This is a genomic window from Undibacterium sp. Tian12W, assembly GCF_049339405.1.
Lineage (GTDB): Bacteria > Pseudomonadota > Gammaproteobacteria > Burkholderiales > Burkholderiaceae_D > Undibacterium.
The window spans coordinates 161,264-186,233 of the sequence record NZ_JBMPPK010000010.1; the positions used below are offsets into that span (position 1 = coordinate 161,264).

At 50.2% G+C, this 24,970-nt stretch carries 23 protein-coding genes; 14 read left to right on the forward strand and 9 right to left on the reverse strand.

Annotation, left to right across the window (positions count from 1 at the left end; translation table 11 throughout):
- Positions 1-21: 21 nt before the first annotated feature.
- The 5 genes from ACO0LI_RS14375 to rfbB are packed head-to-tail and all read right to left on the reverse strand — an operon-like array spanning position 22 to position 3,947.
- Positions 22-432, reverse strand: a complete 411-nt coding sequence (locus ACO0LI_RS14375; RefSeq protein ID WP_423033129.1) for a sugar 3,4-ketoisomerase — start codon at positions 430-432, stop codon at positions 22-24.
- A complete protein-coding gene (gene rfbD, locus ACO0LI_RS14380; RefSeq protein WP_423033131.1) occupies positions 429-1,406 on the reverse strand; it encodes a dTDP-4-dehydrorhamnose reductase in 978 nt (325 codons plus the stop codon). Before rfbD ends, ACO0LI_RS14375 begins: the two co-directional genes overlap by 4 nt.
- Positions 1,403-1,948 carry a dTDP-4-dehydrorhamnose 3,5-epimerase gene (gene rfbC, locus ACO0LI_RS14385; protein ID WP_423033133.1) on the reverse strand — a complete coding sequence of 182 codons (546 nt, stop codon included), beginning with the start codon at positions 1,946-1,948 and terminating at the stop codon, positions 1,403-1,405. The genes rfbD and rfbC overlap by 4 nt, the downstream gene beginning before the upstream one ends.
- Before the next feature lie 17 nt (positions 1,949-1,965).
- Positions 1,966-2,874 (reverse strand): glucose-1-phosphate thymidylyltransferase RfbA, encoded by a 909-nt coding sequence (rfbA, locus tag ACO0LI_RS14390; RefSeq protein WP_232063086.1) that lies wholly within the window; start codon positions 2,872-2,874, stop codon positions 1,966-1,968.
- Positions 2,871-3,947 (reverse strand): dTDP-glucose 4,6-dehydratase, encoded by a 1,077-nt coding sequence (gene rfbB, locus ACO0LI_RS14395; RefSeq protein ID WP_423033135.1) that lies wholly within the window; start codon positions 3,945-3,947, stop codon positions 2,871-2,873. Before rfbB ends, rfbA begins: the two co-directional genes overlap by 4 nt.
- A 592-nt stretch (positions 3,948-4,539) precedes the next feature.
- Here rfbB and grpE point away from each other — a divergent pair.
- The 3 genes from grpE to dnaJ all read left to right on the forward strand — a co-directional run bounded on the left by grpE (position 4,540) and on the right by dnaJ (position 8,493).
- Positions 4,540-5,142 (forward strand): nucleotide exchange factor GrpE, encoded by a 603-nt coding sequence (gene grpE, locus ACO0LI_RS14400; protein WP_422950839.1) that lies wholly within the window; start codon positions 4,540-4,542, stop codon positions 5,140-5,142.
- A 142-nt stretch (positions 5,143-5,284) separates the two neighbouring features.
- Positions 5,285-7,225, forward strand: a complete 1,941-nt coding sequence (dnaK, locus tag ACO0LI_RS14405; RefSeq protein WP_422950840.1) for a molecular chaperone DnaK — start codon at positions 5,285-5,287, stop codon at positions 7,223-7,225.
- Between the two features lie 146 nt (positions 7,226-7,371).
- Positions 7,372-8,493: a molecular chaperone DnaJ gene (gene dnaJ, locus ACO0LI_RS14410; protein WP_422950841.1), complete on the forward strand. Its 1,122-nt coding sequence runs from the start codon at positions 7,372-7,374 to the stop codon at positions 8,491-8,493.
- 2 nt (positions 8,494-8,495) lie between these two features.
- On the opposite strand, the gene ACO0LI_RS14415 is transcribed toward dnaJ, so the two are convergent.
- Positions 8,496-8,651, reverse strand: a complete 156-nt coding sequence (locus ACO0LI_RS14415; protein ID WP_423033137.1) for a hypothetical protein — start codon at positions 8,649-8,651, stop codon at positions 8,496-8,498.
- A 159-nt stretch (positions 8,652-8,810) separates the two neighbouring features.
- Between ACO0LI_RS14415 and ACO0LI_RS14420 the strand changes: the two genes are divergently transcribed.
- The 4 genes from ACO0LI_RS14420 to ACO0LI_RS14435 all read left to right on the forward strand — a co-directional run bounded on the left by ACO0LI_RS14420 (position 8,811) and on the right by ACO0LI_RS14435 (position 13,985).
- Entirely contained in the window at positions 8,811-11,789 is a 2,979-nt protein-coding gene (locus tag ACO0LI_RS14420) for an EAL domain-containing protein (RefSeq protein WP_423033139.1), read from the forward strand.
- A gap of 70 nt (positions 11,790-11,859) precedes the next feature.
- Entirely contained in the window at positions 11,860-12,462 is a 603-nt protein-coding gene (locus ACO0LI_RS14425) for a chalcone isomerase family protein (RefSeq protein ID WP_422950843.1), read from the forward strand.
- Positions 12,463-12,773: 311 nt separating this feature from the next.
- The gene (locus ACO0LI_RS14430; protein ID WP_423033141.1) at positions 12,774-13,331 is read left to right on the forward strand and encodes a hypothetical protein; all 558 of its coding nucleotides are present in this window, start codon (positions 12,774-12,776) and stop codon (positions 13,329-13,331) included.
- Positions 13,332-13,412: 81 nt separating this feature from the next.
- The gene (locus tag ACO0LI_RS14435; protein WP_423033143.1) at positions 13,413-13,985 is read left to right on the forward strand and encodes an STY0301 family protein; all 573 of its coding nucleotides are present in this window, start codon (positions 13,413-13,415) and stop codon (positions 13,983-13,985) included.
- A gap of 129 nt (positions 13,986-14,114) precedes the next feature.
- Here ACO0LI_RS14435 and ACO0LI_RS14440 read toward each other — a convergent pair whose 3' ends face one another.
- Positions 14,115-15,284 carry a hypothetical protein gene (locus ACO0LI_RS14440; RefSeq protein ID WP_423033145.1) on the reverse strand — a complete coding sequence of 390 codons (1,170 nt, stop codon included), beginning with the start codon at positions 15,282-15,284 and terminating at the stop codon, positions 14,115-14,117.
- Between the two features lie 277 nt (positions 15,285-15,561).
- On the opposite strand from ACO0LI_RS14440, the gene modA reads away from it, so the two are divergent.
- Genes modA through ACO0LI_RS14475 form a run of 7 tightly spaced genes read left to right on the forward strand, consistent with a single transcriptional unit; the run spans position 15,562 to position 21,819 of the window.
- Positions 15,562-16,320 (forward strand): molybdate ABC transporter substrate-binding protein, encoded by a 759-nt coding sequence (gene modA / locus ACO0LI_RS14445; protein ID WP_423033147.1) that lies wholly within the window; start codon positions 15,562-15,564, stop codon positions 16,318-16,320.
- 15 nt (positions 16,321-16,335) lie between these two features.
- The gene (modB, locus tag ACO0LI_RS14450; RefSeq protein WP_423033149.1) at positions 16,336-17,010 is read left to right on the forward strand and encodes a molybdate ABC transporter permease subunit; all 675 of its coding nucleotides are present in this window, start codon (positions 16,336-16,338) and stop codon (positions 17,008-17,010) included.
- 24 nt (positions 17,011-17,034) lie between these two features.
- Complete coding sequence (locus ACO0LI_RS14455; RefSeq protein WP_423033151.1) at positions 17,035-17,751, forward strand: ABC transporter ATP-binding protein; 717 nt, start codon at positions 17,035-17,037, stop codon at positions 17,749-17,751.
- 55 nt (positions 17,752-17,806) lie between these two features.
- The gene (locus ACO0LI_RS14460; RefSeq protein ID WP_423033153.1) at positions 17,807-19,834 is read left to right on the forward strand and encodes a TonB-dependent receptor plug domain-containing protein; all 2,028 of its coding nucleotides are present in this window, start codon (positions 17,807-17,809) and stop codon (positions 19,832-19,834) included.
- A gap of 11 nt (positions 19,835-19,845) precedes the next feature.
- Positions 19,846-20,388, forward strand: coding sequence for a molybdopterin-dependent oxidoreductase (locus ACO0LI_RS14465; RefSeq protein WP_423033155.1), 543 nt, complete (start codon positions 19,846-19,848; stop codon positions 20,386-20,388).
- 12 nt (positions 20,389-20,400) lie between these two features.
- Positions 20,401-21,000 (forward strand): nitrogen fixation protein NifQ, encoded by a 600-nt coding sequence (locus tag ACO0LI_RS14470; protein WP_423033157.1) that lies wholly within the window; start codon positions 20,401-20,403, stop codon positions 20,998-21,000.
- Positions 21,001-21,006: 6 nt separating this feature from the next.
- On the forward strand, positions 21,007-21,819 hold the full coding sequence (locus tag ACO0LI_RS14475) for a TOBE domain-containing protein (RefSeq protein WP_423033159.1): 813 nt from the start codon (positions 21,007-21,009) through the stop codon (positions 21,817-21,819).
- A 45-nt stretch (positions 21,820-21,864) separates the two neighbouring features.
- Here the strand turns inward: ACO0LI_RS14475 and ACO0LI_RS14480 are convergent, their stop codons facing one another.
- Together ACO0LI_RS14480 and ACO0LI_RS14485 are read right to left on the reverse strand one after the other, a co-directional pair.
- Complete coding sequence (locus tag ACO0LI_RS14480) at positions 21,865-22,605, reverse strand: hypothetical protein (protein WP_423033161.1); 741 nt, start codon at positions 22,603-22,605, stop codon at positions 21,865-21,867.
- Between the two features lie 73 nt (positions 22,606-22,678).
- Positions 22,679-24,898: a gluconolaconase gene (locus ACO0LI_RS14485; protein ID WP_423033163.1), complete on the reverse strand. Its 2,220-nt coding sequence runs from the start codon at positions 24,896-24,898 to the stop codon at positions 22,679-22,681.
- Positions 24,899-24,970 lie beyond the last annotated feature (72 nt).

Genomic DNA, 24,970 nt, shown 5'->3' on the forward strand with positions numbered 1-24,970 from the left:
CTTATCGCAAAAAACTATTTTCTAGGATTGTGGAGTAGTCTGCAAATAAGCTAAAAACTCATCATACTTGCGCAAATAATCTGCCTCGTCATAGTGCTGGTCAGCAAACACCAGCAAGACGCAATCTTCAGTGAAATTTTTCATTTCATGCCAGATGCGTGTGCCTATGTAGACGCCTTTGGCTGGAGAATCAAGTTCCAGTTCGACGCGCTCTTTGCCGTCATCAAACACCATGGTGCAGGAACCGCGTACCGCCACTGCTACTTGCTGCAAGGTCTTGTGGGCATGGAAGCCGCGTTCCACACCTTCCAGCGTACCAAAAATATAGTAGACCCTGGCGATAGGAAAAGGGATGTCCTGATTGGCCTCGACGGCGACCAGGCTGCCGCGCTCATCACCGAGCACGCGCATAGGTATCATTTGCAGTTTCACGTGGTCTGACCTTGAGCTTGAGTTGTTGTGTGGAGTGATGCAAAAGCAGGCGCTTGCACGCTTTGCATGCAGGCATCCAGAGGGATGCGCCAGTCTGGTATAGACAATCCAAAAGCAGCCTGCAATTTTTCTGTATTCAATAAAGAGTTGTGCGGGCGACGCGCAGGCACAGGATATTCACTGGCCGGTATGCCGATGATCTGCGGCGCAGCCTTGCCCAGTTTGTTTTGCTGGTCTGCCAGTTCTATGATGGCGGTGGCAAAGTCAAACCAGTTGGTTGCGCCTGTAGCACTCAGGTGATACACACCGCCAAATTGCTGCCACCATGCCGCTGTATCTGTGGATTGCTGTAGCTGAGCCAGTATCTCGCAAGTAGCAGCAGCCAGCCAGTCAGCCGAATTGGGCGTGCCCCACTGGTCATTGACGACGCGCAACTGGTCGCGTTCACTCGCCAGCTTCAGCATGGTCAGGAAAAAATTCTTGCCAAAGTTTGAATACACCCAACTGGTGCGCAAGATCAGGTGCTGGCAGCCACTGGCGATGATGGCCTGCTCGCCTGCCAGCTTGGTTTTGCCATATACATTCAAGGGGCCTGTTGCATCAGCTTCTGCATAGGCTTGCCAGTTGCCATCAGCATCTGCCTTGTCACCGGCGAAGACATAATCCGTTGAATAATGGATCAGGCCTGCACCAAGCTTGCGTGCTTCTTCTGCCATGATGGCGGGTGCAGTCGCATTGATGGCATGTGCCTTTTCTGCTTCGCTCTCGGCCAGATCTACCGCGGTATAAGCCGCCGGATTGATGATTAGGTCAGGCTTGAAGTCGGCGATGCACAGTCGCAATTGCGCGGCATTGCTCAAATCCAGTTTTGCTCTTTGCGGCGCATGGATGATCGCCGTTGCAGGCAGGCGTGATAAGCGTGGCAAGAGAGCATGGCCCAGTTGCCCGCTCGTGCCTGTCAATAATATTCTCATGCAAAGACCTCGGCATCTGCCAGCAACTTGCCCAACTGGTCTTTGCCAGACAGCAGTGGTGCATCCTGCAAGGGCCAGTTGATGTCCAGCACCGGGTCATTCCATAGCAGGCAGCGTTCATGCTCCGGTGCCCAGTAATCGGTGGTCTTGTACAAAAATTCTGCGCTGTCGCTAGTGACTAAAAAGCCATGGGCAAAGCCTGGCGGTATCCACAACTGGCGCTTGTTTTCTCCAGACAGGACGACAGTCTCAGACTTGCCAAAAGTCGGTGAAGACTTGCGCAGATCAACGACGACATCAAAGACTTTACCGGCAATCACGCGCACCAGTTTGCCCTGGCTTTGCTGTATCTGGTAATGCAGGCCGCGCAAGACATTTTTGGCTGATTTGGAATGATTATCCTGCACAAAATTGACATCCAGGCCGGTGAGTTCAGCAAAGGTGCGGGCATTAAAGCTTTCATAGAAAAAGCCACGGTCATCGCCAAAAACTCTGGGTTCAAGTATCAGTACGCCGGGCAAGCCGGTTTCTACCACTTTCATCGTAAAACTCTCATCTCTCAATACGCTTTCTTGTCCAGTAACTTCAACAGATACTGGCCATATTCATTTTTCTTCAGTGGCTGCGCGAGTTTTTCGAGGTCGGCGTCACTGATGTAATGGCGGCGGTAGGCAATTTCTTCAGGGCAGGCTACTTTCAGGCCCTGGCGTTTTTCTATCGTGGCGATGAATTGTCCTGCTTCAAGCAGGGATTCATGGGTGCCGGTATCAAGCCAGGCCATGCCCCTGCCCATCAGTTCCACGTTCAGCGTACCCTGCTTCAAATATTCATTATTGACGTCGGTAATTTCGAGTTCGCCCCGGGCTGAAGGCTTGATGCTGGCGGCGATGTCACAGACCTGGTTGTCATAGAAATACAGACCAGTGACAGCGTAATTCGATTTCGGTGTCTTCGGTTTTTCTTCTATGCTGATAGCCTGACGTTTCTCATTGAATTCAACAACGCCATAGCGTTCAGGATCTTGCACATGATAGGCAAATACGGTTGCACCGCTTTGCTGTGCATCAGCCTGGCGCATTTGCGGCTCAAAATCATGGCCGTAATAGATATTGTCACCAAGTATCAGCGCCGTGCTGGCATTGCCTACAAATTCACGGCCTATGATAAAGGCTTGCGCCAGGCCATCGGGTGAGGGCTGGACGGCGTAACTCAGTTGTATGCCCCATTGATTGCCATTGCCCAGCAATTCGGCAAAGCGTGGCGTGTCCTGCGGTGTGGAAATAATCAGGATGTCACGTATCCCCGCCAGCATCAGCGATGTCAGCGGGTAATAAATCATGGGCTTGTCATAGACTGGCAGCAATTGCTTGGATATCGCCTGTGTCACCGGATACAGTCGCGTGCCTGAACCACCGGCCAGGATAATTCCTTTGCGTGCCGAAGTACTGGCCATGTTGTTGCCACTCATACTACGTCCCCGTCTTCATCTTCTTCATATTGCAGCGCTACCCACTTCAGGTATTCGCCAGACTGTACCTGCTTGGTCCACTCATCATTGGCCAGATACCATTCCACGGTTTTTCTGAGGCCGGTAGTGAAAGTCTCTTGCGGCTTCCAGCCCAGTTCTTTTTCTATCTTGCGGGCATCAATCGCATAGCGACGGTCATGGCCTGGCCTGTCAGTCACATGCCTGATCTGGTCCTTGTAACTGCCTTGCGCTTTGGGTTGCAGCTCGTCAAGCAATTCACACAAGGTATGCACCACGCTCAAATTGGTTTGCTCATTCCAGCCACCGACGTTATAGGTTTCTCCGGGTTTGCCAGCGTCAAGTACGCGGCGGATTGCTGCGCAATGGTCCTTCACATACAACCAGTCACGTACTTGCAAGCCATCTCCATACACCGGCAAATCTTTGCCTGCGCGGGCATTGGCTATGATCAGCGGTATCAGTTTTTCCGGGAAGTGGTAAGGGCCGTAATTGTTTGAGCAATTGGTCGTCAGTACCGGCAAACCATAGGTATGGTGATATGCGCGTACCAGATGGTCGGACGCTGCCTTGGTGGCTGAATAAGGGCTGTTCGGTGCGTAGGCCGTGGTTTCGCTAAATGCCGCATCGTCTGCAGCCAGCGTGCCATATACTTCATCAGTAGAAATATGCAGGAAACGGAAGTTGGCCTTGTCTTCGCCTTCCAGGCTTTGCCAGTAAGTGCGTGCCGCTTCCAGCAAGTTGAAGGTGCCGTTGACATTGGTCGTTACAAAGGCTGCCGGGCCATGGATGGAGCGATCTACATGGCTTTCTGCTGCGAAGTGGACGATAGCCCTGGGTTGATATTCAAAAAACAAGCCGCACAGATGCGCGCTATCAACGATGTCACCTTTGACAAACACATGGCGTGCGTCATTATTCAGGCTGGCCAGGTTGTTCAAATTACCGGCATAGGTCAGTTTGTCGTAATTGAGTACGGACTCATCTGACTGGGCCAGCCAGTCCAGAACAAAATTGGCACCGATGAAACCTGCGCCCCCTGTGACAAAAATCATGCCTCACTCCTCTAATAATCGCTGAAATCTGCTGAATTGCTCGCAACAGGCGATTTTACTTGAGAAGAGCGCGCTTTCGTTGAAGGGGCCTACTAATCTATGCGTTTATTTAATATGTTTTGGCAATTATTTATGTACAGGCCGTCCGGGGCAGCGTGTAACAGCGCGCAGCAAAGCAGCGGGCGAGCTTATAAACTTGCCAATATGAAAATGTTGCTATGTCTTGTTGGATTAAGAGGCCAGCGGGTTTGTCTGCGACAGGCAGATCCAGGCAACGGTGGCAACGGTATAGGCCAGCAAGAGCAGGGAGATGAGTGAGAGTTTCATGATTAAACCTCCAATGGAGATATTTCTTAATCATCATTTTAGGAGGCAGCACGGCATATGCCAGTAATGAATTGTTTTGACTTTGTTACGAAATGTGTTCGTTTGTACATTAAATGTAGCTTGCAGGCAGCTCAAAAGCCCCCATGTTCTGGCAAACAGGCGCAAATAAGGGATGTTCAGGAAAATTTGCTGATAAAGCCTTGAAATCGTAAGGATATATCCCCAGATGCAGGGGTAATGTACGTTTTTGATCGGGAGAGTAAGTATGCAAGAGCAAGAAAACCAGCAAGCGGAAAAGGTAGAAATAAAAGAAGCCACCGCGCCGGAAGTTCAACTGGACGGCGTAGTTCAAGGTGAAACGGTGCAGACATCCGCACCAGAAGCTGCCCAGGCTGCAGCGCCTGTACAGGACACCGCCGAGCAAGTCATTGCCAAACTGGAAGCAAAAGTGCAAGAATTGCAAGATTCTTTCATGCGTGCCAAGGCCGAGGGTGAAAACATCCGCCGCCGCGCCCAGGAAGACATCAGCAAGGCACACAAATTTGCGATAGAAGGCTTTGCCGAAGCCATGGTGCCAGTCAAGGATAGCCTGGAAATGGCCCTGAAGATTGATACACCATCCATAGAAGCGCTGAAAGAAGGCGTGGAAATGACTTTGAAGCAACTCAGCTCAGCATTTGAAAAAAATCGTCTGACCGAAGTCAACCCGGTTCAGGGCGACAAGTTGGACCCGATGAAACACCAGGCCATCTCCATGGTGCCTGCCGAGCAAGAGGCAAATACCGTTGTGACAGTATTGCAAAAAGGCTATAGCATTGCCGACCGTTTATTGCGTCCGGCTTTAGTGACAGTAGCGCAAGGAAAGTAAGAAAAGCGTAAAAATACACGCAAAAGTGGCTTGAAAAGCGTGTTTTTTACCATATATCCGAAACAGACGAGTCAGTTACAGCAAAAAAATTGCACTGACTCACCAACATTGACAAAAAAATCTACATTCTGAGGGAATTATCATGGGAAAAATGATTGGTATTGATTTGGGTACTACCAATTCTTGCGTTGCTATCATGGAAGGCGGTCAGCCAAAAGTGATAGAAAATGCAGAGGGTGCTCGTACTACGCCTTCCATCATTGCGTATCAAGAAGACGGCGAAATCCTGGTTGGCGCATCCGCCAAACGCCAGGCTGTTACAAATCCTAAGAACACACTGTTCGCGGTAAAACGCTTGATCGGTCGTAAGTTCGAAGAAAAAGAAGTGCAAAAAGACATCGGTCTGATGCCTTACTCCATTTCCAAAGCTGACAATGGCGACGCATGGGTGTCCGTGCGCGACAAAAAACTGGCTCCACCGCAAATCTCTGCAGAAGTTTTGCGCAAAATGAAAAAAACCGCTGAGGATTACCTCGGTGAAGAAGTGACAGAAGCGGTCATCACTGTTCCCGCTTACTTTAATGATGCACAACGTCAGGCAACCAAAGACGCTGGCCGTATCGCCGGTCTGGATGTCAAACGCATCATCAATGAGCCAACTGCTGCTGCGCTGGCCTTTGGTCTGGACAAAAAAGAAAAAGGCGACCGCAAGATTGCCGTGTATGACTTGGGCGGCGGTACTTTCGACGTTTCCATTATTGAAATAGCTGACGTAGATGGCGAAATGCAATTTGAAGTATTGTCCACAAACGGCGATACTTTCCTCGGTGGTGAAGATTTCGATCAACGCATCATCGATTACATCATCGACGAATTCAAAAAGATCAATGGTCTGGACCTGTCCAAAGACCCTATCGCTTTGCAACGTATCAAGGCTTCTGCCGAACGTGCAAAAATCGAATTGTCGAGCTCGCAACAGACTGAGATCAACGAGCCTTACATCGCCATGGCAAACGGCGCACCTGTGCATTTGAATTTGAAAATCACACGTGCCAAGTTGGAAGCCCTGGTTGAAGAATTGATCCAGAAAACGATAGATCCTTGCCGCATGGCGATCAAGGATGCAGGCGTGAAAACAACTGACATCGACGACATCATCCTCGTCGGTGGTATGACACGTATGCCTAAAGTGCAGGACGTGGTCAAGGAATTTTTTGGTAAAGAACCACGTAAAGACGTTAATCCTGATGAAGCCGTTGCCGTTGGTGCAGCGATCCAGGGTTCTGTCTTGTCTGGTGACCGTAAAGATCTGTTGTTGCTGGACGTGACACCTTTGTCCCTGGGTATCGAAACCCTGGGCGGCGTCATGACCAAAATGATCCAGAAAAATACGACTATCCCGACCAAGTTCAGCCAGGTATTCTCTACTGCAGACGACAACCAGCCTGCGGTGACGATCAAGGTTTATCAGGGTGAGCGCGAAATCGCTGCCGGCAATAAAGGCCTGGGCGAATTCAATCTCGAAGGTATTCCACCAGCAGCACGTGGTACACCACAGATTGAAGTGACTTTTGACATCGACGCCAATGGTATCTTGCACGTAGGTGCAAAAGACAAAGCCACAGGCAAAGAAAACAAGATCACGATCAAGGCCAACTCTGGTTTGACAGAAGATGAAATCCAAAAAATGGTCAAAGACGCTGAACTGAACGCGGAAGAAGATAAAAAGGTCAAGGAACTGGCCGAGTCCCGCAATCAGGGCGACGCTCTGGTGCACTCCACCAAGAAAGCTTTGGCTGAGCATGGTGACAAGCTCGAAGCTGGCGAAAAAGAGAAAATCGAAGTCGCCATCAAGGAACTGGAAGATGTCTTGAAATCCGGTGACAAGGCTGAGATTGATACCAAGCTGGGCGCATTATCGACAGCATCACAAAAGCTGGGTGAAAAAGTCTATGCCGACATGCAGGCACAACAGGCAGCAGCAGGTGCGGCCGGTGGTGCAGGCGCTGCCGGTGCAGATGCCAAACCTAAAGATGATGATGTAGTCGATGCTGACTTCAAAGAAGTCAAAGACAGCAAGTAATATCTACTTTGACGGGCTTGCCCGTCATGATGCGCCGGGTGGCTCGCATTGCGGTGCCTGCCCGGCGTTTGCGCTTAAGTTTTATGCTTAAGTTTATGCTGAAGTCCTAGACTTAAGTTCAAGAACAATACTGAGGTTAACAAGAGATGGCGAAGCGTGATTTTTACGAGATTCTTGAGTTAGGCAAAAACGCCACTGAAGAAGAAATCAAGAAGGCCTATCGCAAAATGGCGATGAAATACCATCCGGACCGCAATCCGGACAGTAAGGTCGCGGAAGAAAAATTCAAGGAAGCCAAAGAGGCTTACGAGATGCTTTCCGACAGCCAGAAGCGCGATGCCTATGACCGCTATGGTCACGCCGGTGTCGATCCGAATATGGGTGGCGGCGGCGGTGGTGGCGCAGGTGGTTTTGCGGATGCCTTTGGTGATATTTTCGGTGATATCTTTGGTGGTGGCGGTCGCCGTAATGCGGGCCCGCAAGTATATCGTGGTGCCGATTTGCGCTACAACCTTGAAATCTCACTGGAGCAGGCTGCCAACGGTTTTGATACCACCATCCGCGTACCTAGCTGGGATTCTTGCGAGACTTGTCACGGTTCTGGCGCCAAGCCAGGCACTTCGCCGGTTACCTGTACTACTTGCGCCGGTCATGGCCAGGTACGCATGCAGCAGGGCTTGTTCAGCATACAGCAGACTTGTCCCAAATGTCATGGCACAGGCAAAATGATTCCTGACCCTTGCCCTAGCTGCTCCGGCGTTGGTCGTATCAAACGTAACAAGACTCTGGAAGTCAAGATACCGGCTGGTATTGACGACGGCATGCGCATACGTTCATCCGGCAATGGTGAGCCAGGCGTCAATGGCGGCCCCCCAGGTGATTTGTATGTAGAAATCCATATCAAGCAGCATCCGGTATTTCAGCGTGAAGGCGATGACCTGCACTGCGAAATCCCTATCTCCTTTGTCAAGGCAGCACTGGGTGGCGATATCGAAGTACCAACCTTGAGCGGAAAGGCATCTTTCACCGTGCCTGAAGGCACCCAGTCAGGCAAGACTTTCCGCCTGCGCAGCAAGGGTGTGAAGGGCGTGCGCTCTGGTTATGCGGGTGATTTGTTCTGCCACGTTGTCATCGAAACACCGGTGAAACTGACAGAAAAGCAAAAAGAACTCTTGCGTGACTTTGAAAAGCTGACGGTAGAAGGCGGCTCCAAGCACAATCCGCAAAGCAAAACCTGGATGGACAAGGTCAAAAAATTCTTTGAATGAAGTTATAGAATAAAACCGCATCTTGAGTATTTTGCAAAAAGACCTGCAAAATAAACTGAAAAAGCCTGTTCAAACTTGTTTGGGCAGGCTTTTTTGTTGCTGCCAGACAGCTTAACCATTTCTTGCACATCAAGGGTGTAATTCTGCCTTTCACTCATATGGCATTCTGCTACTATGATAAAAGCAGTTTATTGTTGCTCCTGAGTTAAAAGATTGATCAGAAGCAGGCAAAAAATAAGTAAAAATTCAGCAGCGAACAATGGCTTAAATCAAGAAATCGGCACATTCAGCCTGTTTTCAGGACACTTATCGCCTTGATGGATAAATCATATATCGGCTTGTCATCCAGATATCCCAGGCTTTTTGCTCTGGGCGTGGCTCTGATTGTGTTCCTGGGTTTGTGGGCTCTGGACAATAATGAACGCGAACTGGCAATACAAAAGCAAAAAGTCGATATCATAGAAAAACTGGTAGTCTTGCGCACTAAGCTCAGCACCGGCATGACTTCGAATATTTCTGCCGCCCGGGTATTGGCTGTCACTTTCGCCACCAAGCCCAGCCTGACTGAGCAAGAATTCAAGGTGCTGGCGACAGAAGTGGCCAGTGCCAATCCCAGCATACGCAATCTGGTACTCGTCAAGGGTACGGTGGCCAGTTATGTCTATCCCTACAAAGGCAACGAAAAAATCCTTGGCGTTGATTATCGCCAGTTGCCCAAGCAATGGCCAGTCTATCAGCGCATGATAGAAGAGCACACCATACAGATAGCCGGGCCACTGACCCTGGTACAGGGCGGCGTCGGGCTGGTGGTACGCATCCCTGTCTATCAGCATGAAAACCGTGACGAGTTCCTGGGCTCGGTCGCCATGGTCGTTAATTATGACCAATTGATGGAGCAGGCTGGCATCGCCCAAGTGCAAAATGAAATCAGTCTTGCCATACGTGGCCGCGATGCCAAGGGCAGCAAGGGTGAAGTATTTCTCGGTGAAGCCAATTTGTTTACCGGCGATGCCGTCAGACAGAGCATCATCTTGCCGGGCGGTAGCTGGGAACTGGCTGCCTTGCCGCATGGTGGCTGGCAAGGCACGACCAGGCTATCCAGATTCATCGAAGTTTTTGGTCTCATCGTCTGCCTGATGGCATGGATGCTCAGCTATCAATCGACCATCAAGCGCCGTCAGCGTGAACTCAACGCCGAAGAATTACGCGAAAGCGAAGCCCTGCTGCGCTTGCGCAATGAAGCCCTGAGCGCAACATCGCAAGGCGTCATGATCGCCGCGCGCGATGGTCATATCAACTACGTCAACGAAGCTGCCTGTCATTTAAGTGGCTATGCAGAGCATGCCTTATATGAAAAAAAACTCGGTGACTTATTCACACCTGCTGTCGCCGCCATGCTGACGCAAGACAATCAGGAGCAAAAACCACTGACGCTGGAATACAGCCGCAAGGCCGACAATGGCCAGCTGTTATGGCTGGAGCTATTGCTGACCCCCGTGTATGACCAGCAAAATGTTTTGCAGCAATACGTTGCCCTGTTGCGTGACATCACAGACAAAAAGCTGGCCGACAAGGAACTCGAAATTGCCGCGATGGCTTTTGAAACCGAAGAAGGCATATTGATTACTGATGCCAACCTGGTCATCTTGCGTGTCAACAAGGCATTTACCCGCATCACAGGCTATGAAGCCAGCGAGGCCGTAGGCCAGGGTACCAGGCTGATGCAATCGGGCCGCCACGACGAGTCGTTCTATAGCCAGATGTGGGACGAAATACGTCGCAATCACCGCTGGCAAGGAGAATTGTGGAACCGTCGCAAGAATGGTGAAATTTATTCCGAACGCCTGGTGATATCTGCCGTGCTGGATGAAGACGGCAAGGTCAGCAATTATGTCGGCTCCTTCAATGACATCACCGAGCATAAAGTCTCGGAAGAAAAAATTCACCAACTGGCTTTCTTTGACCCACTCACGAGTTTGCCTAACCGCCGCCTCTTGCTCGACAGGCTGGCGCGCGCCTTGTCGTTAAGCCGCAGGCATCAGCGCTATGGTGCGATTTTGATGATAGACCTGGATAACTTCAAAACCCTGAATGATACCCAGGGCCATAATATGGGCGACTTGCTACTGACCCAGATAGGCAAGCGCATCCATGCCTGTGTCAGGGCAGACGATACCGTTTCGCGCACCGGTGGTGATGAATTCGTGGTCTTACTCGAAGGCTTGCATGAAGACCTGCAATATGCTGCCGGCCTGGCTGAAAACGTCGCAGAAAAAATCCGTATTACCCTGAGCCAGACCATCAATCTTGGGCATATTGATTATGAAAGTTCAGGCAGTATAGGTATCACCATGTTTGGCAGCGAAGCAGTCGGCATCGATGAGTTATTACGCCGCGCTGACATGGCCATGTACCAGGCCAAGGCACTCGGTAAAAACAGTGTGCGCTTCTTTGACCCCAGCATGCAGGCAGCGCTGGAATTCCGCACTGCGATGGAAACCGATTTGCGCCATGCCCTCATGCACAAGCAGTTTGTCCTGCATTATCAATTGCAGGTCAGTGCGCTCGGCGACCCCATTGGGGCAGAGGTATTGCTGCGCTGGCATCATCCTGCACGCGGACTGGTGTCGCCGCTGGACTTCATCCCGCTGGCAGAAGAAACCGGCCTTATCCTGCCGATAGGCCTGTGGGTACTGGAAACAGCCTGCAAGCAAATCGCCATCTGGGCTGATGATCCGGTTAAATCCGGCATGCAACTGGCCGTCAATGTCAGTGCCCGCCAGTTCCGCCATCCGGGTTTTGTCGATGACGTCAAACGCATCTTGCATGAGACTGGTACCAACCCGGTCTTGTTGAAACTGGAACTGACCGAGAGCGTGGTGCTCGAAGATGTCACCATCGTCATAGAAAAAATGCATGCCATCAAGAAGCTCGGCGTCGGTTTTTCCATGGATGATTTTGGTACCGGTTATTCGTCACTTTCTTATCTGCAACGTTTGCCTTTGACACAGCTCAAGATAGACCGCAGTTTTGTGCATAATCTGCCTGACGATGTGAACAATGCCAACATCGTACGCACCATCATCAGCCTCGGCGCCAGCCTCGATTTGAACGTCATTGCAGAAGGTGTGGAAACCGAACAGCAGCGCGAATTTTTACTGCAGGCCGGTTGCCAGGCTTATCAGGGTTACCTGTTCTGTAAACCCATTCCCATAGACGAATTTGACCGCTTCATCAGTGCCCGCCACGCACTGCAAAAAGCCGACAGCTCAAAAGTTGAAATTCAGGTAAGCTAGTGGCACCGCCTTCGTAACCCAAAGCGAGGTGGGCAGTTTTCAAGTGGTATTAAAATAAAAGGGGAGACAAATGCGATTGAACAAAACAGTAATGCGCCTGGCAGGTCTGGCGCTGGCCGTATGCATGAGTGTGCAAGCCAGTGCCACCGAAGTTGCCGGGGTTAAGTTTGATGAAAACGTACAAGTAGGCGGCACTGATCTGAAGTTGAACGGTGCAGGCATACGTTACAAGGCCATTTTCAAAGTCTATGCAGCGGGACTGTATCTGAAAGAGAAAAAGACCACAGTACCAGAAGTACTGGCATCACAAGGGCCACGTCGCGTGACTATCGTCATGTTGCGCGACCTCAGTAATGAAGAATTCGGGCGTGGTTTCATGACCGGCATTCAACAAAACACCGACAAGGCAGAAAAGTCCAAAATGACTTCGCAATTCATCCGTTTCGGTGAATTGTTTGCCTCCGTGCCTGAACTCAAAAAAGGCGATGTCATGACCAATGACTGGATACCCGGAGTAGGCACCGTCGTAGCACTGAACGGCAAGAAAATGGGCGACCCTTACCCGGACCTCGGTTTCTACAATGCCTTGCTGCGTATCTGGCTGGGCGAATCCCCGGTAGATCGCAGTCTCAAGAAAGCCATGCTGGCTGAGGAAGATACGCGCGGCCGCTAAACCTGAAAGCTTCTAAGACCGCTGTTTCAAAACAGGCGCATTACAATGCGCCTGTTTTTTTGACGGACGTTTGCTAGTGCGACTCATCCTGGCAAAGCATATCTGGGGATACTCAATTTTTATCTGGCAGACTTTATTACTATGTTTACGGTTATTATCAGGTCGCGGCCATCAGGCGCTAAGACATTTAAGAAATGCTTTGATGAAACCTGCCCTTTTTTCTAGCAGTGTTGAAAATCAGAAGTCAGGCGTGTCGCGATATTTGACTGACGGGGCAATTTACAATTTATGGCAATGAGGCTGACAAGTCCATGAAAATATTTCTGATTTTACTTATCAATGTTCTGTTTGTTGTGAATGCTCAGGCGCGACCGATCAATGAACGGCAGCCGCAAGTAATTTCCTGTGAACAGCTTACGTCATCAAAGCCTGGTTTGGGTAGGGCATTTCAAGGATCAATCACTAATGATGACTATGCTTTTTCTGCAGTTATTCCTGCCGGATTGACAGGATGGGATGGTGTTGACCAGAGCGCTTCATTTCACGGGTTTACGATTTTCCTGAATTCACAAATCAGCATGTGTATCAATTTTGAGATACATAGGAGGATTGATGAGAAAGATACTCCCGTACCCTCCTGGCTCTCAAAATCCATTTCCCTGGGAGATGCACAGGCTTGGCAATCAAGTCGAAGTCAAAAGAATAAAAAGACAGGCATGACAAATGTCAGCACCTTGTTTTCATTCAATCGTGGCAACCAAATATATGATGGAGAAATTATCTTGATTGCTCCGACAGCAGAAATAACAGGCGCAAAAAGCATTTATGATAAGTTTATAACTACATTAGTCTTTCATAGCACATTGTGATCTGAATGCAGCTAGCCTTCAGATTTAACGCAGCAGTAAGGCTAGCCTGTAACATAGTTCTGTTTCCTGTGAGATCGTTAAATGAGAAAAGTAATTTTTGCTCTGGTTTTTTTGGGAGAAATGATTAGTTCTTGCGCACTGGCGCAAACCTGCCCACCCAGGATTGCTGGTAGTGTTGTACTTAAACCTGCAATTTCTGGATGGAAGGCTACATCAGACCGTCAAGATTTCGCCTTGCAAATCGTTTCAATTATTGCAGGACCTTTGTCTCGTCATCGCGCAGAACCTGAGGCTGAGCTGAAGCCTATGGAAAAGGATGGAATTCAATATTGGGCATTTGGTGCTCCAATCGGAAAAACAGAAGTATGGATGCGGTGTCAGTATGCGCAGACATCTGTTACATTGAGCAAGCGGGTTCGCTCAAATACGACACTGTGTTTTCAGCCTGGTGGCATGAGTACAGAGAAAGCGGTCAAGAGTAAAGTCGTTATCATGTGTGTTGATTCCTCACATAAAGCTAATGAAACGCTACGACCATACCAGGCTAGCCTCTCTCAAGAGAAATTCATGTTTGACACGACAAATGTGGGCACATTAATCGACCACGTTATCATGCTGGACTGGATTAATGTCATGACGCTTAGATTGATTTAATCATCTAAGAAAAACGTGAAGCCTGGCCAGATTCAATCTGAACCATGCTTCTTCATAAAGTCGCGATGAAAAATTTGTTGCGGGTGAAAATGCAGGAATGTCAGAGGTGATTCTGCCTCCACCTCCCCATCAAGGTATACGCAATTTTATCTGCTGTACATTATTGGTAACCTGATTGTCCTCATCCAGTTCAATATACTCGCCGCTCAAGGTATTGCCTTTTTGCCTGAGGTTTATCGCGATACGTTTGCTACCGGGTAAGCTTATCAGCTTAAATTGACCATTGTCTATCCACGCGCCCATGAAGAAATATGATTGGTGCAGATCACCGTAAATATCCACATTGCCAGAGTAGTGGATAAGACCAGATTTATTGGTTTCGTCCGCACGCATTTTGACTGATTCCTTACCCATGCTGCCGTACAGGATTTGTCCTCTCCAGTCTGTGCCTGTGGCATCGCCTTCGTTGAGTAAAATGGTGCGGCCATAGGCCGTCATCCATGGACGCAAGCTTGTATAGCTAAAAGTAAAATCAGTAGTAGCTACTTTATCCAGATATCTCTCGTCAGGACTGGTGCACCAGCGGTTAGTGAACTCTACCCTGTCGTCGAAAAAGCGACTCGTTAGCGCGTACTGATTAAAAAATTCCATGGGAGACAGTTTTGCTTTGATACTTGCCAGGCAGTCTTTATTTACACGCAGGCTGTCTTGCAAGTATTTTAGCTTGCGGTCGCCACGATACTGTCCACTTTTCAACTTGCGGATTCCATCCTGCAGCAAGTCAATTTGCTTGCGATAGCGTTTGCGCAACTCTGCGATAACTACTCGCTCCATCATCTTGCTGGTTTCCGGTTGCAAGACTTCATGCAAGTCAATTTTATGACCATTTCGCAAATCGAAATTAAAGTATTCGTCATACTGCAAGCAGGTGGACCGGCAAAAAAGCGATGTGACCTTTATTGCTAGCCTGCGTTCGTTCTGATAGACCAGTTCATGTGAAAGATCCCGGATAAAAGCAATATGGTCGCCTTCATTAGTCAAGCCTGGAACATAGTTATCTGGCGCGTAATAACCCAGTGTATAAATGTAAAGCTGATCATTGATGGGCTGGGCAACATCTGCGTCGCTCATTTTGATGTATGGCATCCTGAGTTCGACTTGCCTGATCTTCCCAGCCTCTTCAAAGGTCTTGTTCATCGTGCTGCTCAAGATGCTGAAGTCGGCTGCTAATACATTATCAGCGCATACGGCAATCAGGCCACATGTCTGCAACAGTAAGTTCGTCAGTTTTTCTATCATAGCCTTACTTGCCATCACTCATCCAGTCGCGTGCCAATTTAGTTGTAGTTATATTATGCATAATTGCTATGATTTGCGTTCAGTTTTTTTTACGGACACTGAAGGTACTCATTAGCCTTGAAAGAAGCGTTGCTCAACAATGCCTGTTTTTGCGCAGAAATACCGGGAAGCGGGTATTTTCGTGACACATATCAAGTATTCAAATCTGCTTATTTCTCAGTCGCTATATATAAGTGTATATTACGCTTCTTGTTCCTCATTTCCCTCTGGATACCTTATGCAAATCAAGACCCTGGGCAAACTCATTGCCAGTATTGCTTTCTGCACAATTTCTGCCACCAGCCTTGCTGCAGAAGTCACAGTCTCTGCCGCTGCCAGCCTGACCAATGCCTTCAAGGAAATCGCGCAAAATTATCAGGCGCAATATCCTGAAGCCAAGGTATCGCTGAATTTTGGTGCGTCTGGTGCGTTGCTGCAGCAAATTGCCAAAGGTGCGCCGGTCGATGTATTTGCCTCGGCTGATCAGGAGAGCATGGATGAAGCACAAAAACAGAGCCTGGTCCTTGCAACTGACCGCCGTGATTTCGTTAAAAATACTCTGGTACTGATTGCTCCCATAGACAGCGTCTTGTCCATCAAACGCTTGGAAGATTTGAGCCAGGCTGGCATCAAGCGTATCGCCATTGGCAACCCAGCTAGCGTACCGGTCGGGCGTTATACCCAGCATGCGTTGACGGCAGCAAAACTCTGGCCAGCGCTGGAAACCAAGGCCATCTATACCCAGAACGTGCGCCAGTCGCTCGATTATGTGGCACGTGGCGAAGTCGAGAGTGGCTTTGTGTATGCGACCGATGCTGCCATCATGAAGGATAAGGTCAAGGTCGCCTTGGAAGTACCACTGGACATGCCTATCACTTATCCTGTTGCGAAAATCAAGGCCAGCAACAATGGGGAAGAGGCCAAGCGTTTCATCTCCTTTTTGTTCTTGCCACAAAGCCAGGCTATCCTGACTAAATACGGTTTCCAGAAGCCGTAAAAAATAAGGTTATCGATGAATCCAGCATGGACAGCCTTGCTATTGTCATTGAAAGTCGCGGGTTGGGCCACGCTGCTGAACTTGATTTTTGGCATAGGCGTAGGTTATCTGCTGGCAAGCAAGCGCTTTCCTGGCCGGGACCTGCTCGATACCATACTGACCCTGCCCATGGTCATGCCGCCCACGGTACTCGGTTATTACCTGCTGGTCTTGCTGGGGCGGCGTAGTGCGCTCGGCGCATGGTTGCAAGATCATTTTGGCTTCAGCTTTATTTTTACCTGGCAGGGTGCGGTCATTGCCGCAGCCATTGTCGCCTTCCCGCTGGTATTCAAACCGGCGAGAGCGGCTTTTGAAGCGGTCGATGGGCAACTGGAGCAGGCGGCCAGGGTGTTGGGTATTTCTGAAATGGCCGTGTTTTTCCGCGTGACTTTGCCGCTGGCGTGGCGTGGCATTTTGGCCGGTGTCTTGCTGGCCTTTGCCCGCGCCCTCGGTGAGTTTGGTGCGACCCTGATGGTGGCGGGCAGCATACCCGGCAAGACCCAGACTTTATCGATTGCGGTCTATGAAGCAGTACAGGCCGGGCAGGACGATGTCGCCAATACCTTGGTCTTGCTGACTTCGGCAGTCTGTATTGTGGTCTTGCTGCTGGCAGGCAAGCTCGCGCCTGGCCGTATTGCCAACCGCATGTGACGCCTTTGAATATGAGCAAATAAAATGCAATTTGACCTGCACATACACAAGAGTCTGCAATCTGGCCAGCGTCGTTTTGAACTGGATGTTGTGGTTCGCAGCGATAGCCAGCGCCTCGTCATACTTGGCCCATCTGGTGCTGGCAAGAGCCTGGTGCTTAAAGCCATCGCCGGTTTGATGACGCCCGATACTGGTTACATCCATGTCGCAGGTAATACCCTGTTTGACCATACTGCGCGTATCAACCTGCCACCACAGCGCCGCCAACTGGCTTATCTGTTCCAGGACTATGCCCTGTTCCCGCATCTGAACGTGGCGCAGAATATTGCCTTTGGCCTCAGTCAGGGCTGGCGCAATCCTTCTGCCAAAGTACAGGATGAAAAGGTCGATTACTGGCTCGAAGCCCTGCACATCAAAGCCCTGGCCAGGCAAATGCCGCATGAATTATCGGGCGGGCAAAAACAGAGAACTGCCCTGGCACGCGCACTGATCGCTGAACCGCGCGCGCTCTTGCTCGATGAACCCTTTGCCGCACTCGACCAGCCCCTGCGCATCAGCATGCGCAAAGAACTGGACAGTCTGCAAAAGCAATTGAATATCCCCATGATACTCATCACCCACGATGCAGAAGACGCCCAGGTGTTTGGTGAGCATGTGCTGAACCTGCAGGATGGAAAGCTGCAAACAAGTTTGGCTGTTGCAGGTTCATCCGGCTCACCCAGCATATTCAGCGCCGCATAAAAATTTTTAACCACCGTTATATACAAGTTGCTATAACGTTTTTTTGAAAGTAACTATGTTGTCAGGTTTTAAACAATCTCCATTGCACAGATTCAAGCCCGGCCTGCTTGCCACCAGCATTGCCCTTGCTCTTCTGGCCATGCAAAGCCAGTCTGTTCAGGCAGCCGAAGACAAGACCTCAGCTTTTGAACTGGGTACAGTCTTGGTGACCGCAAAGCGCTTGCCTCAGACTGAAGTAGGCGAGACGGGTGACCAGGTTGCCTCTGTGCTCACTGCCAAAGACATACAGCAATACAACCGCAATAACATCGGTGACGCGCTGAACCTGCTCTCAGGTGTCAGTCTTTCCACCAATGCCCGGAATGAAAAAACCATCGCCGTGCGTGGTTTCGATAGCCGCCAGGTGCCACTGTTCATCGACGGCATCCCGGTCTATGTGCCCTATGATGGCTATGTGGATTTCAACCGTTTCACGACAGCCGACCTGGCCGCGATACAACTGGCCAAGGGTTTCTCTTCCATGGCGTATGGCCCTAATACTTTAGGTGGCGCAATTAACCTGATTTCGCGCAAGCCCAGGGCAGCGCTGGAGGGGGATGCCATCGTTAGTCTGGGCAGCGGCAGTGAGCGGCAGGCAGCCGTCAATCTCGGTGGCAAACAGGGTATCTGGTATTGGCAAACTGCTTTGTCTTATCTGCAGAGCGACACTTTCTCGCTGTCTGGCGACTTTGTTCCGACCAGCAGTGAGAACGGTGGCTCACGCAATAATGCCTATCGTAAAGACAGCAAGTTTTCCTTCAAGCTGGGTTTGACACCAAATGCCGGTGATGAATATGCGATCAGCTATTACAAACAAAATGGCGAAAAAGGCCAGCCACCATCCACAGTACCCGCCGCCGCACGCTACTGGAAATGGCCTTACTGGGATAAAGAGAGTCTGTACTTCATCTCGAATATCACGCTGGGTGAGCATGAAAGCGTCAAGCTCAGGCTTTACCATGATAGCTATGGCAATGAAGTCGATACCTATACCAACGACAGCTATACCACGCTCAAGACTTCTGGTTCAGGCAGTGTCAGCACTGGCCGCAGTATTTATGATGACCACACCAATGGCGCATCGCTGACGCTGGAATCCACGCGCCTTTCATCGCATACCCTGCGTCTGATAGGACATTACAAGGCAGATGAACATAAGGAGCTAGATGGTGTTGGTACGCTGAATACCCGCTTTAAAGACGTGCTGATGTCGATTGCGGCAGAAGACAATATACAACTGAGCCAGTCCCTGCTGTTGTCGCTGGGCCTGGGCAGGCATGAGTTAAGGCCGGACAGTGTCTTCAGTCTCGGCAACCCTTATTCCCTGCCACGTACACAGTCTGCAAGCGATGCGCAGGCAGGCTTGTTCTACACACTCAGCAATAGTGCACGCCTGTATGGCAGTATTGCCCAAAAGAACCGCCTGACCACACTCAAGGACCGCTATTCACAACGCCTGGGCACCTTTATAGAAAACCCTGACTTGCAGCCTGAGCGTGCCCTGAATATGGAAGTCGGTTACCAGGGGCAACCGTGGCAGGGTGCCAAAGCCGAGGCGGCAGTTTTCTATAGCGATGTCAGCAATAAGATCCAGACTGTTGCCAATGTCGTTGGCACCAAATCACAAATGCAAAATGCTGGCAAGGTCAGGATCAGTGGCATCGAAGCGGGTCTCAGCAGCAGCGTCAATCAATGGCTGGAGCTCGGTGGCAATTACACGTTCACTGATCTCAATAATATCAGCAATCCTGCAACTAGGCTGACTGATATCCCGCGCCATAAACTGACAGCCCATGCCACCTTGCATCCAATGGAACAAGTCGATATCACCGCCTATGTAGAAAACAATAGCAGCCGCTGGGTATCAAATACTTTGGAATTACCAGGCTTTACCACGCTCAATTTGAAACTGGCTTACCAGCCCATGAAGAACCTGAATCTGGAAGCAGGCGTCACCAATTTGACAGACAAGAATTATGCTTTGGCAGACGGTTTCCCCAATGCTGGCCGCATGTGGTTTGCCAACCTGAATTGCCGTTTTTAAGGATCATCAACATGTTCAAGCTACTGAGCAACACTGCATTCGCCCTCATACTCTTACACGCATCCACCGCGTTTTCACATGACAAGCCAGGGGACATCTCCCAGTATGTGAGCCAGACCCTGAGCATCACCGGTGCGGTTGAAAAACCGCTGACGCTGACCGTGGAAGACCTGAAAAAATTCCCCATACAGCAAATCAATGAATTGCCGCTGACCAGACAAAATGGTGCGAATGCAGGCAAGCTGGAAAACTTCAAAGGCGTGCGCCTGCGCGACCTGCTTGACAAAGCCACCGTCATAGCACGCGATCATAATGACGTTAAAAAAACCATCATCATCGCTACCGCCACCGATGGGTATAAGGTCGTCTATTCATGGAGTGAAATCTATAACACTGCCGTTGGTGAAGGTGTACTGGTCTTCTTTGAAAAAGATGGCAAAGCCCTGCCAGATGAAGAAGGGCGCATCGCCATGATCTCCGGCAAGGACATACGTACCGGCCTGCGCCATGTCAAATGGCTCAAGACCCTGGAAGTCAGGAAGATCAGCGATTAGCGAAAGCCTGCCATGGACAGCCAGCAACTGCATTTCATCCGCAAGCAAAATGAGCCTCATGCAGGGGCAGTATATTTGCGCACGGCAATTGCTGGTGTACTCAGACATGCACAAGAAGGCGAACTGCCATTGTTCGCCTGGACCCTGGGTTTGCCGCAGCAAGAGTTGCTAGTGATGCTGGCAAGTGGCTTTCCCGAGCCCGGCATGTCAGATACGCGGATATTGATGAACTTATCAGGTGAGCAGTACCATGCGCTGTTACAGACCGCACCTGTCGAATTCATGCAATTGAAACAGCTATTGCTGGATCATCAATCTGTGTCTGTTAATGCACAGCTCGCCAGTTGGCTGGCCAGCGCCATCGCCGCTGCCAGTTTTGGTAGCCGCCACCTGTGGCAAGATCTGGGCGTGTCAGGCCGCGAAGCAGTCTCGGCGCTGATGCGGGAATATTTCACTGAGCTGTTTCTGGCGAATACCCACAACCTCAAATGTAAGCGCTTTTTGTTTGCCGAACTGGGCCGCAGGCAAGGCAAACACGATTTACGTCCACCAAAATGTACGCATTGCGACGACTTCCATGTATGCTTTCCGGATTCAGCAACTACGGCATAGCACAACATGGCAGCGAAAGATAAATCCATCGCCCTGCAAGGCTCAGTATGGATGACAGTCGACGGTGAAAATTTTGGTGGCAAGGGGCGCATCGCCCTGCTGGCCCAACTGGCCGAAAGCGGCTCCATCACCCAGGCTGCAAAAGCCGTCAAAATGAGTTATAAAGCTGCGTGGGATGCCATCGACACCATGAACAATCTCGCAGGCGAGCCCCTGGTAGAACGCCTGACCGGCGGCAAGGGCGGCGGTGGCACAAGGCTGACGAAGCGCGGCGAACAATTGGTCAATAATTTCAGGATCATAGAACAAGAACACCGCGACTTCATCGCCCAGCTAGACCGGCAGGCCGTAGGCATTGCCGACGACTTTTTACTCATCAGGAAAATGAATATGAAAACCAGCGCACGCAACCAGTTCCTTGGCAAAGTCAGCCAGGTCAAACCCGGTGCCATCAATGACGAGATAGAACTCGAAATAGCCGGCGGCCAAAAGATAGTCGCCATCATCACCCATGAGAGCACGCAGGAGCTGGGCTTGCAAATCGGTGCAGAAGCCTTTGCACTCATCAAGGCATCTTCCATCATCCTCATGGAAGAAGACCCCAAAGCCAGGCTTTCAGCCCGCAACCAGCTCACAGGCACCATCAGCCGCATCCTGCCCGGTGCAGTCAATAACGAAGTGGTGGTTGAATTGCCAGGTGGCGCGACACTGGCTGCCATCATCACCAATGAAAGCGCGACCAGCATGGGCTTGGTCGTAGGTGGCACGGTGACTGGCTTGTTCAAGGCTTCGAGCGTGATACTGGGTGTGGCGGGCTGATTGTTTGATAGTTGGTGCAAGAGATGTCAGACCTGGCACCTCACTTCAACGTATAGCCCTGGATTTCGTGGTGCGGATAATTTTGCCAGAATACGCATTGACCAGTATGGATTCCATCTGTGTACTGTAGCCGTTGTCCGATAATATCTTGGTATACCTCCAAGCGAGAGTATCAAGTTCTTTATCGTATTCGAGCATGACAGTCATGTTTTTCTCGAACATGCTTTTCTTGACCAGGACCTCATTTTCATTGTATTCGAGCTTGTAAGCCATGTTTTTTTCATGAAACCCTTTTTTTGCGACGACGCCCATTAATTCTTTGAAAGAATGAAATACTTGTTTTTCTGTTGAAGTGGCATAAGCGGGCAGATTAATTTCTTCTATTATGCTTGCGTCTGATCTGAGTGAAATTTCTGCAGGAAAAATGACTTTGGGTATTCCTGGTAGTTCAAAATCGAATTGCAATATATAGGCCGGAATTTCCCATTGATAGTCCCTGGAGTTGGGTTCTTTTTTACGTAACTCTTTTGCGTTTATCACCTGACCACCTGCAAATTTCAAATGTGCATATTGCGCTTCACCCAGGCGTTTTTTAAGGTGCTCAATAAGTTTTGCGGCTACAGGCTGTGGGATATCTGCCAGCGATTTTGGTTCTTTCGGTTCGTATTTTCCGAAATAGACACTACCATGTCCACCCGACTCAGGAACAATCTCTGCAAATGCAGGGCAAGTTAGCTGCATTAAAACAGCGAGAAAAAGTAAGCGAGCTATGTGAATATGCATCATGTGAAGAATTTTTAATATCTTTAATGTGGTAGATAATTGTTAAGTGCTTAGCTACTGTGTACTTGCAAAAGAATTAGTCCACTGTGAATCTCAGGTCACGATTATCCTTCGCCACATTCCCCGCAAAGTCCGCTGCATGGATACGCAAGACATAATTGCCAGGCGCGAGTTTGCTGACATCCCAGCTGCCTTTTTTCGCAACACCATCCTTGACCGAATTGCTGGCCATGTACAGGAAGCGGGTTTTCTTGGCACCGTGTACAGTGATGCCGCTTTCTTCTGCATACAATAATTTGACCATTTCACGGTCAGGTGGCAGGGCGTTGAATTCCATCGTCATGCGTGGGGTTTCATAGCCAGGCACGGGGCTGCCGTCGGTGTACAGGAGTTGATAGCCCAATTGGTACAGACCCAGACGACGGCGTTTGGCATTACCATCGACCTGGTCATAGGCATCGACGACGATGCCATAGTCTTTGACCTGGCTGGACAGGAGCAGGCGGCCCTGCTGTTTGTCCTTGATTTCTTTGCCGCTGCCATCAACGATAGTGATGTCTTCTATCTCAGGTGCGACGGTATCGACCAGGCCGGGGAAGTTCAGTTGCAGAGGGTTGATTTTGAGGCCAGCGTGATTGTGTTCCAGATGCACATGGAACATGCGGTTGATACTGCCCAGTGCTTCGCCAGTCTTGAAACGGGTGCCGCGCCTGACACGCACTGCATAGGGTTTGCCATCTGCCAACGTCTGTAGCTGGAATTTATCCTCATCGATCAGCGCGTCTTTGGCGGTGCGCCCGACCTTCATGTGAATGTAAGCCATGCTGTCGAGCTTGATGCCTTCGCTGAGACCAGCGTAGCCCCAGCTACTGCTGGTGCCGCGTACTTTTTCACTGGCGATGGCATACACGGTTGTGCCCATGTTTGCCTGCACATCGAGGCCACCGTGGAAGTGATCACGGCTTTCGCCATCATAATTGCCACGCACTTCACCCATGGTGCCGACGACTTCGTGCGGTGATTTTTGCGGCTTGATGGGCCAGGGGTAGGATTTGATCTCATCATCAAGACGGGTATTTTTTATTTCCTGCACATTGGCTGGTGCTGCCGGTTTTTGCCCGGTCATGCTGTCAGGCATGCCTTTGCTATGCAGGCTCACCAATTGCAGGCGGGCGGAATCACTGACCAGCAGGCCACCTTTGTCATTCAACGCTATGCCTGTGGGCTGCAAGAAGCGTATGGCTTTTTCATTCCCGGCTTCAAAATTGATACCCACTCCCGTCACGCCACGCATCTCCCCTGTGGGAGAAATCTGTATGATGCGACCCTTGCCGCCTTCACCTATGTAAAAGTGATCGTCATAAGTGGCGACGATGCTCAAAGGGCGGCGCATCAGGGGTTTTTCTTCATCATCCAGTGCACGGGCCAGTGTGGTGACTTGTCCATCCTTGCTCAGCATGCGGATGGCGTCGTTCTTGCTGTCGGCGATGAGTATGTCGCCCTTGCTATTGAGTGCCAGCCCTGTTGGCGTATCAAACAGCGCAGCGGCCGCCTCGCCATCCAGATAACCAGAGCCATTGCCACCGGCGAGTGTGCTGACCTGGCCGTCAGGGCTGATCTTGCGTATGCGGTCATTGTAGGTATCGGCCACGTAAATATTGCCTGCTGCATCTACGGCTATACCCACCGGGCCATTGAATTGTGCCGTAATACCTGCGCCGTCCTGGTAACCAGGTTTGCCATTTCCTGCCAATGTCGTCACCATGCCTTCTGGGCTGATGCTGCGTATCGCGTGATTGCCAGTGTCAGCCACCAGCAAATTACCCTTGCCATCCAGAGCTATGCCAGATGGCGTATTGAAAGCCGCCTGATCAGCCTTGCCGTCGACAAAGCCTTCGACAGAACCGGCATAGGGCGCAACTGCACCATCAGTGCTGATCTTCAAGATCTGGTTATGTTCACCTGCATCACTGACAAAAATAGTGCCCTGCTTGTCTATCGCGACCGCGTAAGGATCAGAGAAATAACTGTTGTCGACATCAGGTAAGCCTGCATACACATCCAGCTCCGCTTGCCAGTCAAAGGAAGTAGGAGCTGGTTTGTTGATCACGCCCACTTTCGCCAGCAAATTGTCTGGCGCAATATCACTATTGTCCTTGCCCAGATAGCGTGCCAGCCCCAGGACTATGGCGATCAAGGCAATAACAAATAGAAGTCGTGTGAAAATGGTCCTGAGCATGGGGTAAGTAACTGGATTACGGCACAAGTCGTGCAGCTTAGCCCAAATGTCGTCCACTTGCCATCATAGATATGATGGCCCTGCGCAGAAATTTCATAAATGGATTAGCATCTGGTTTCTGCGCCTGAA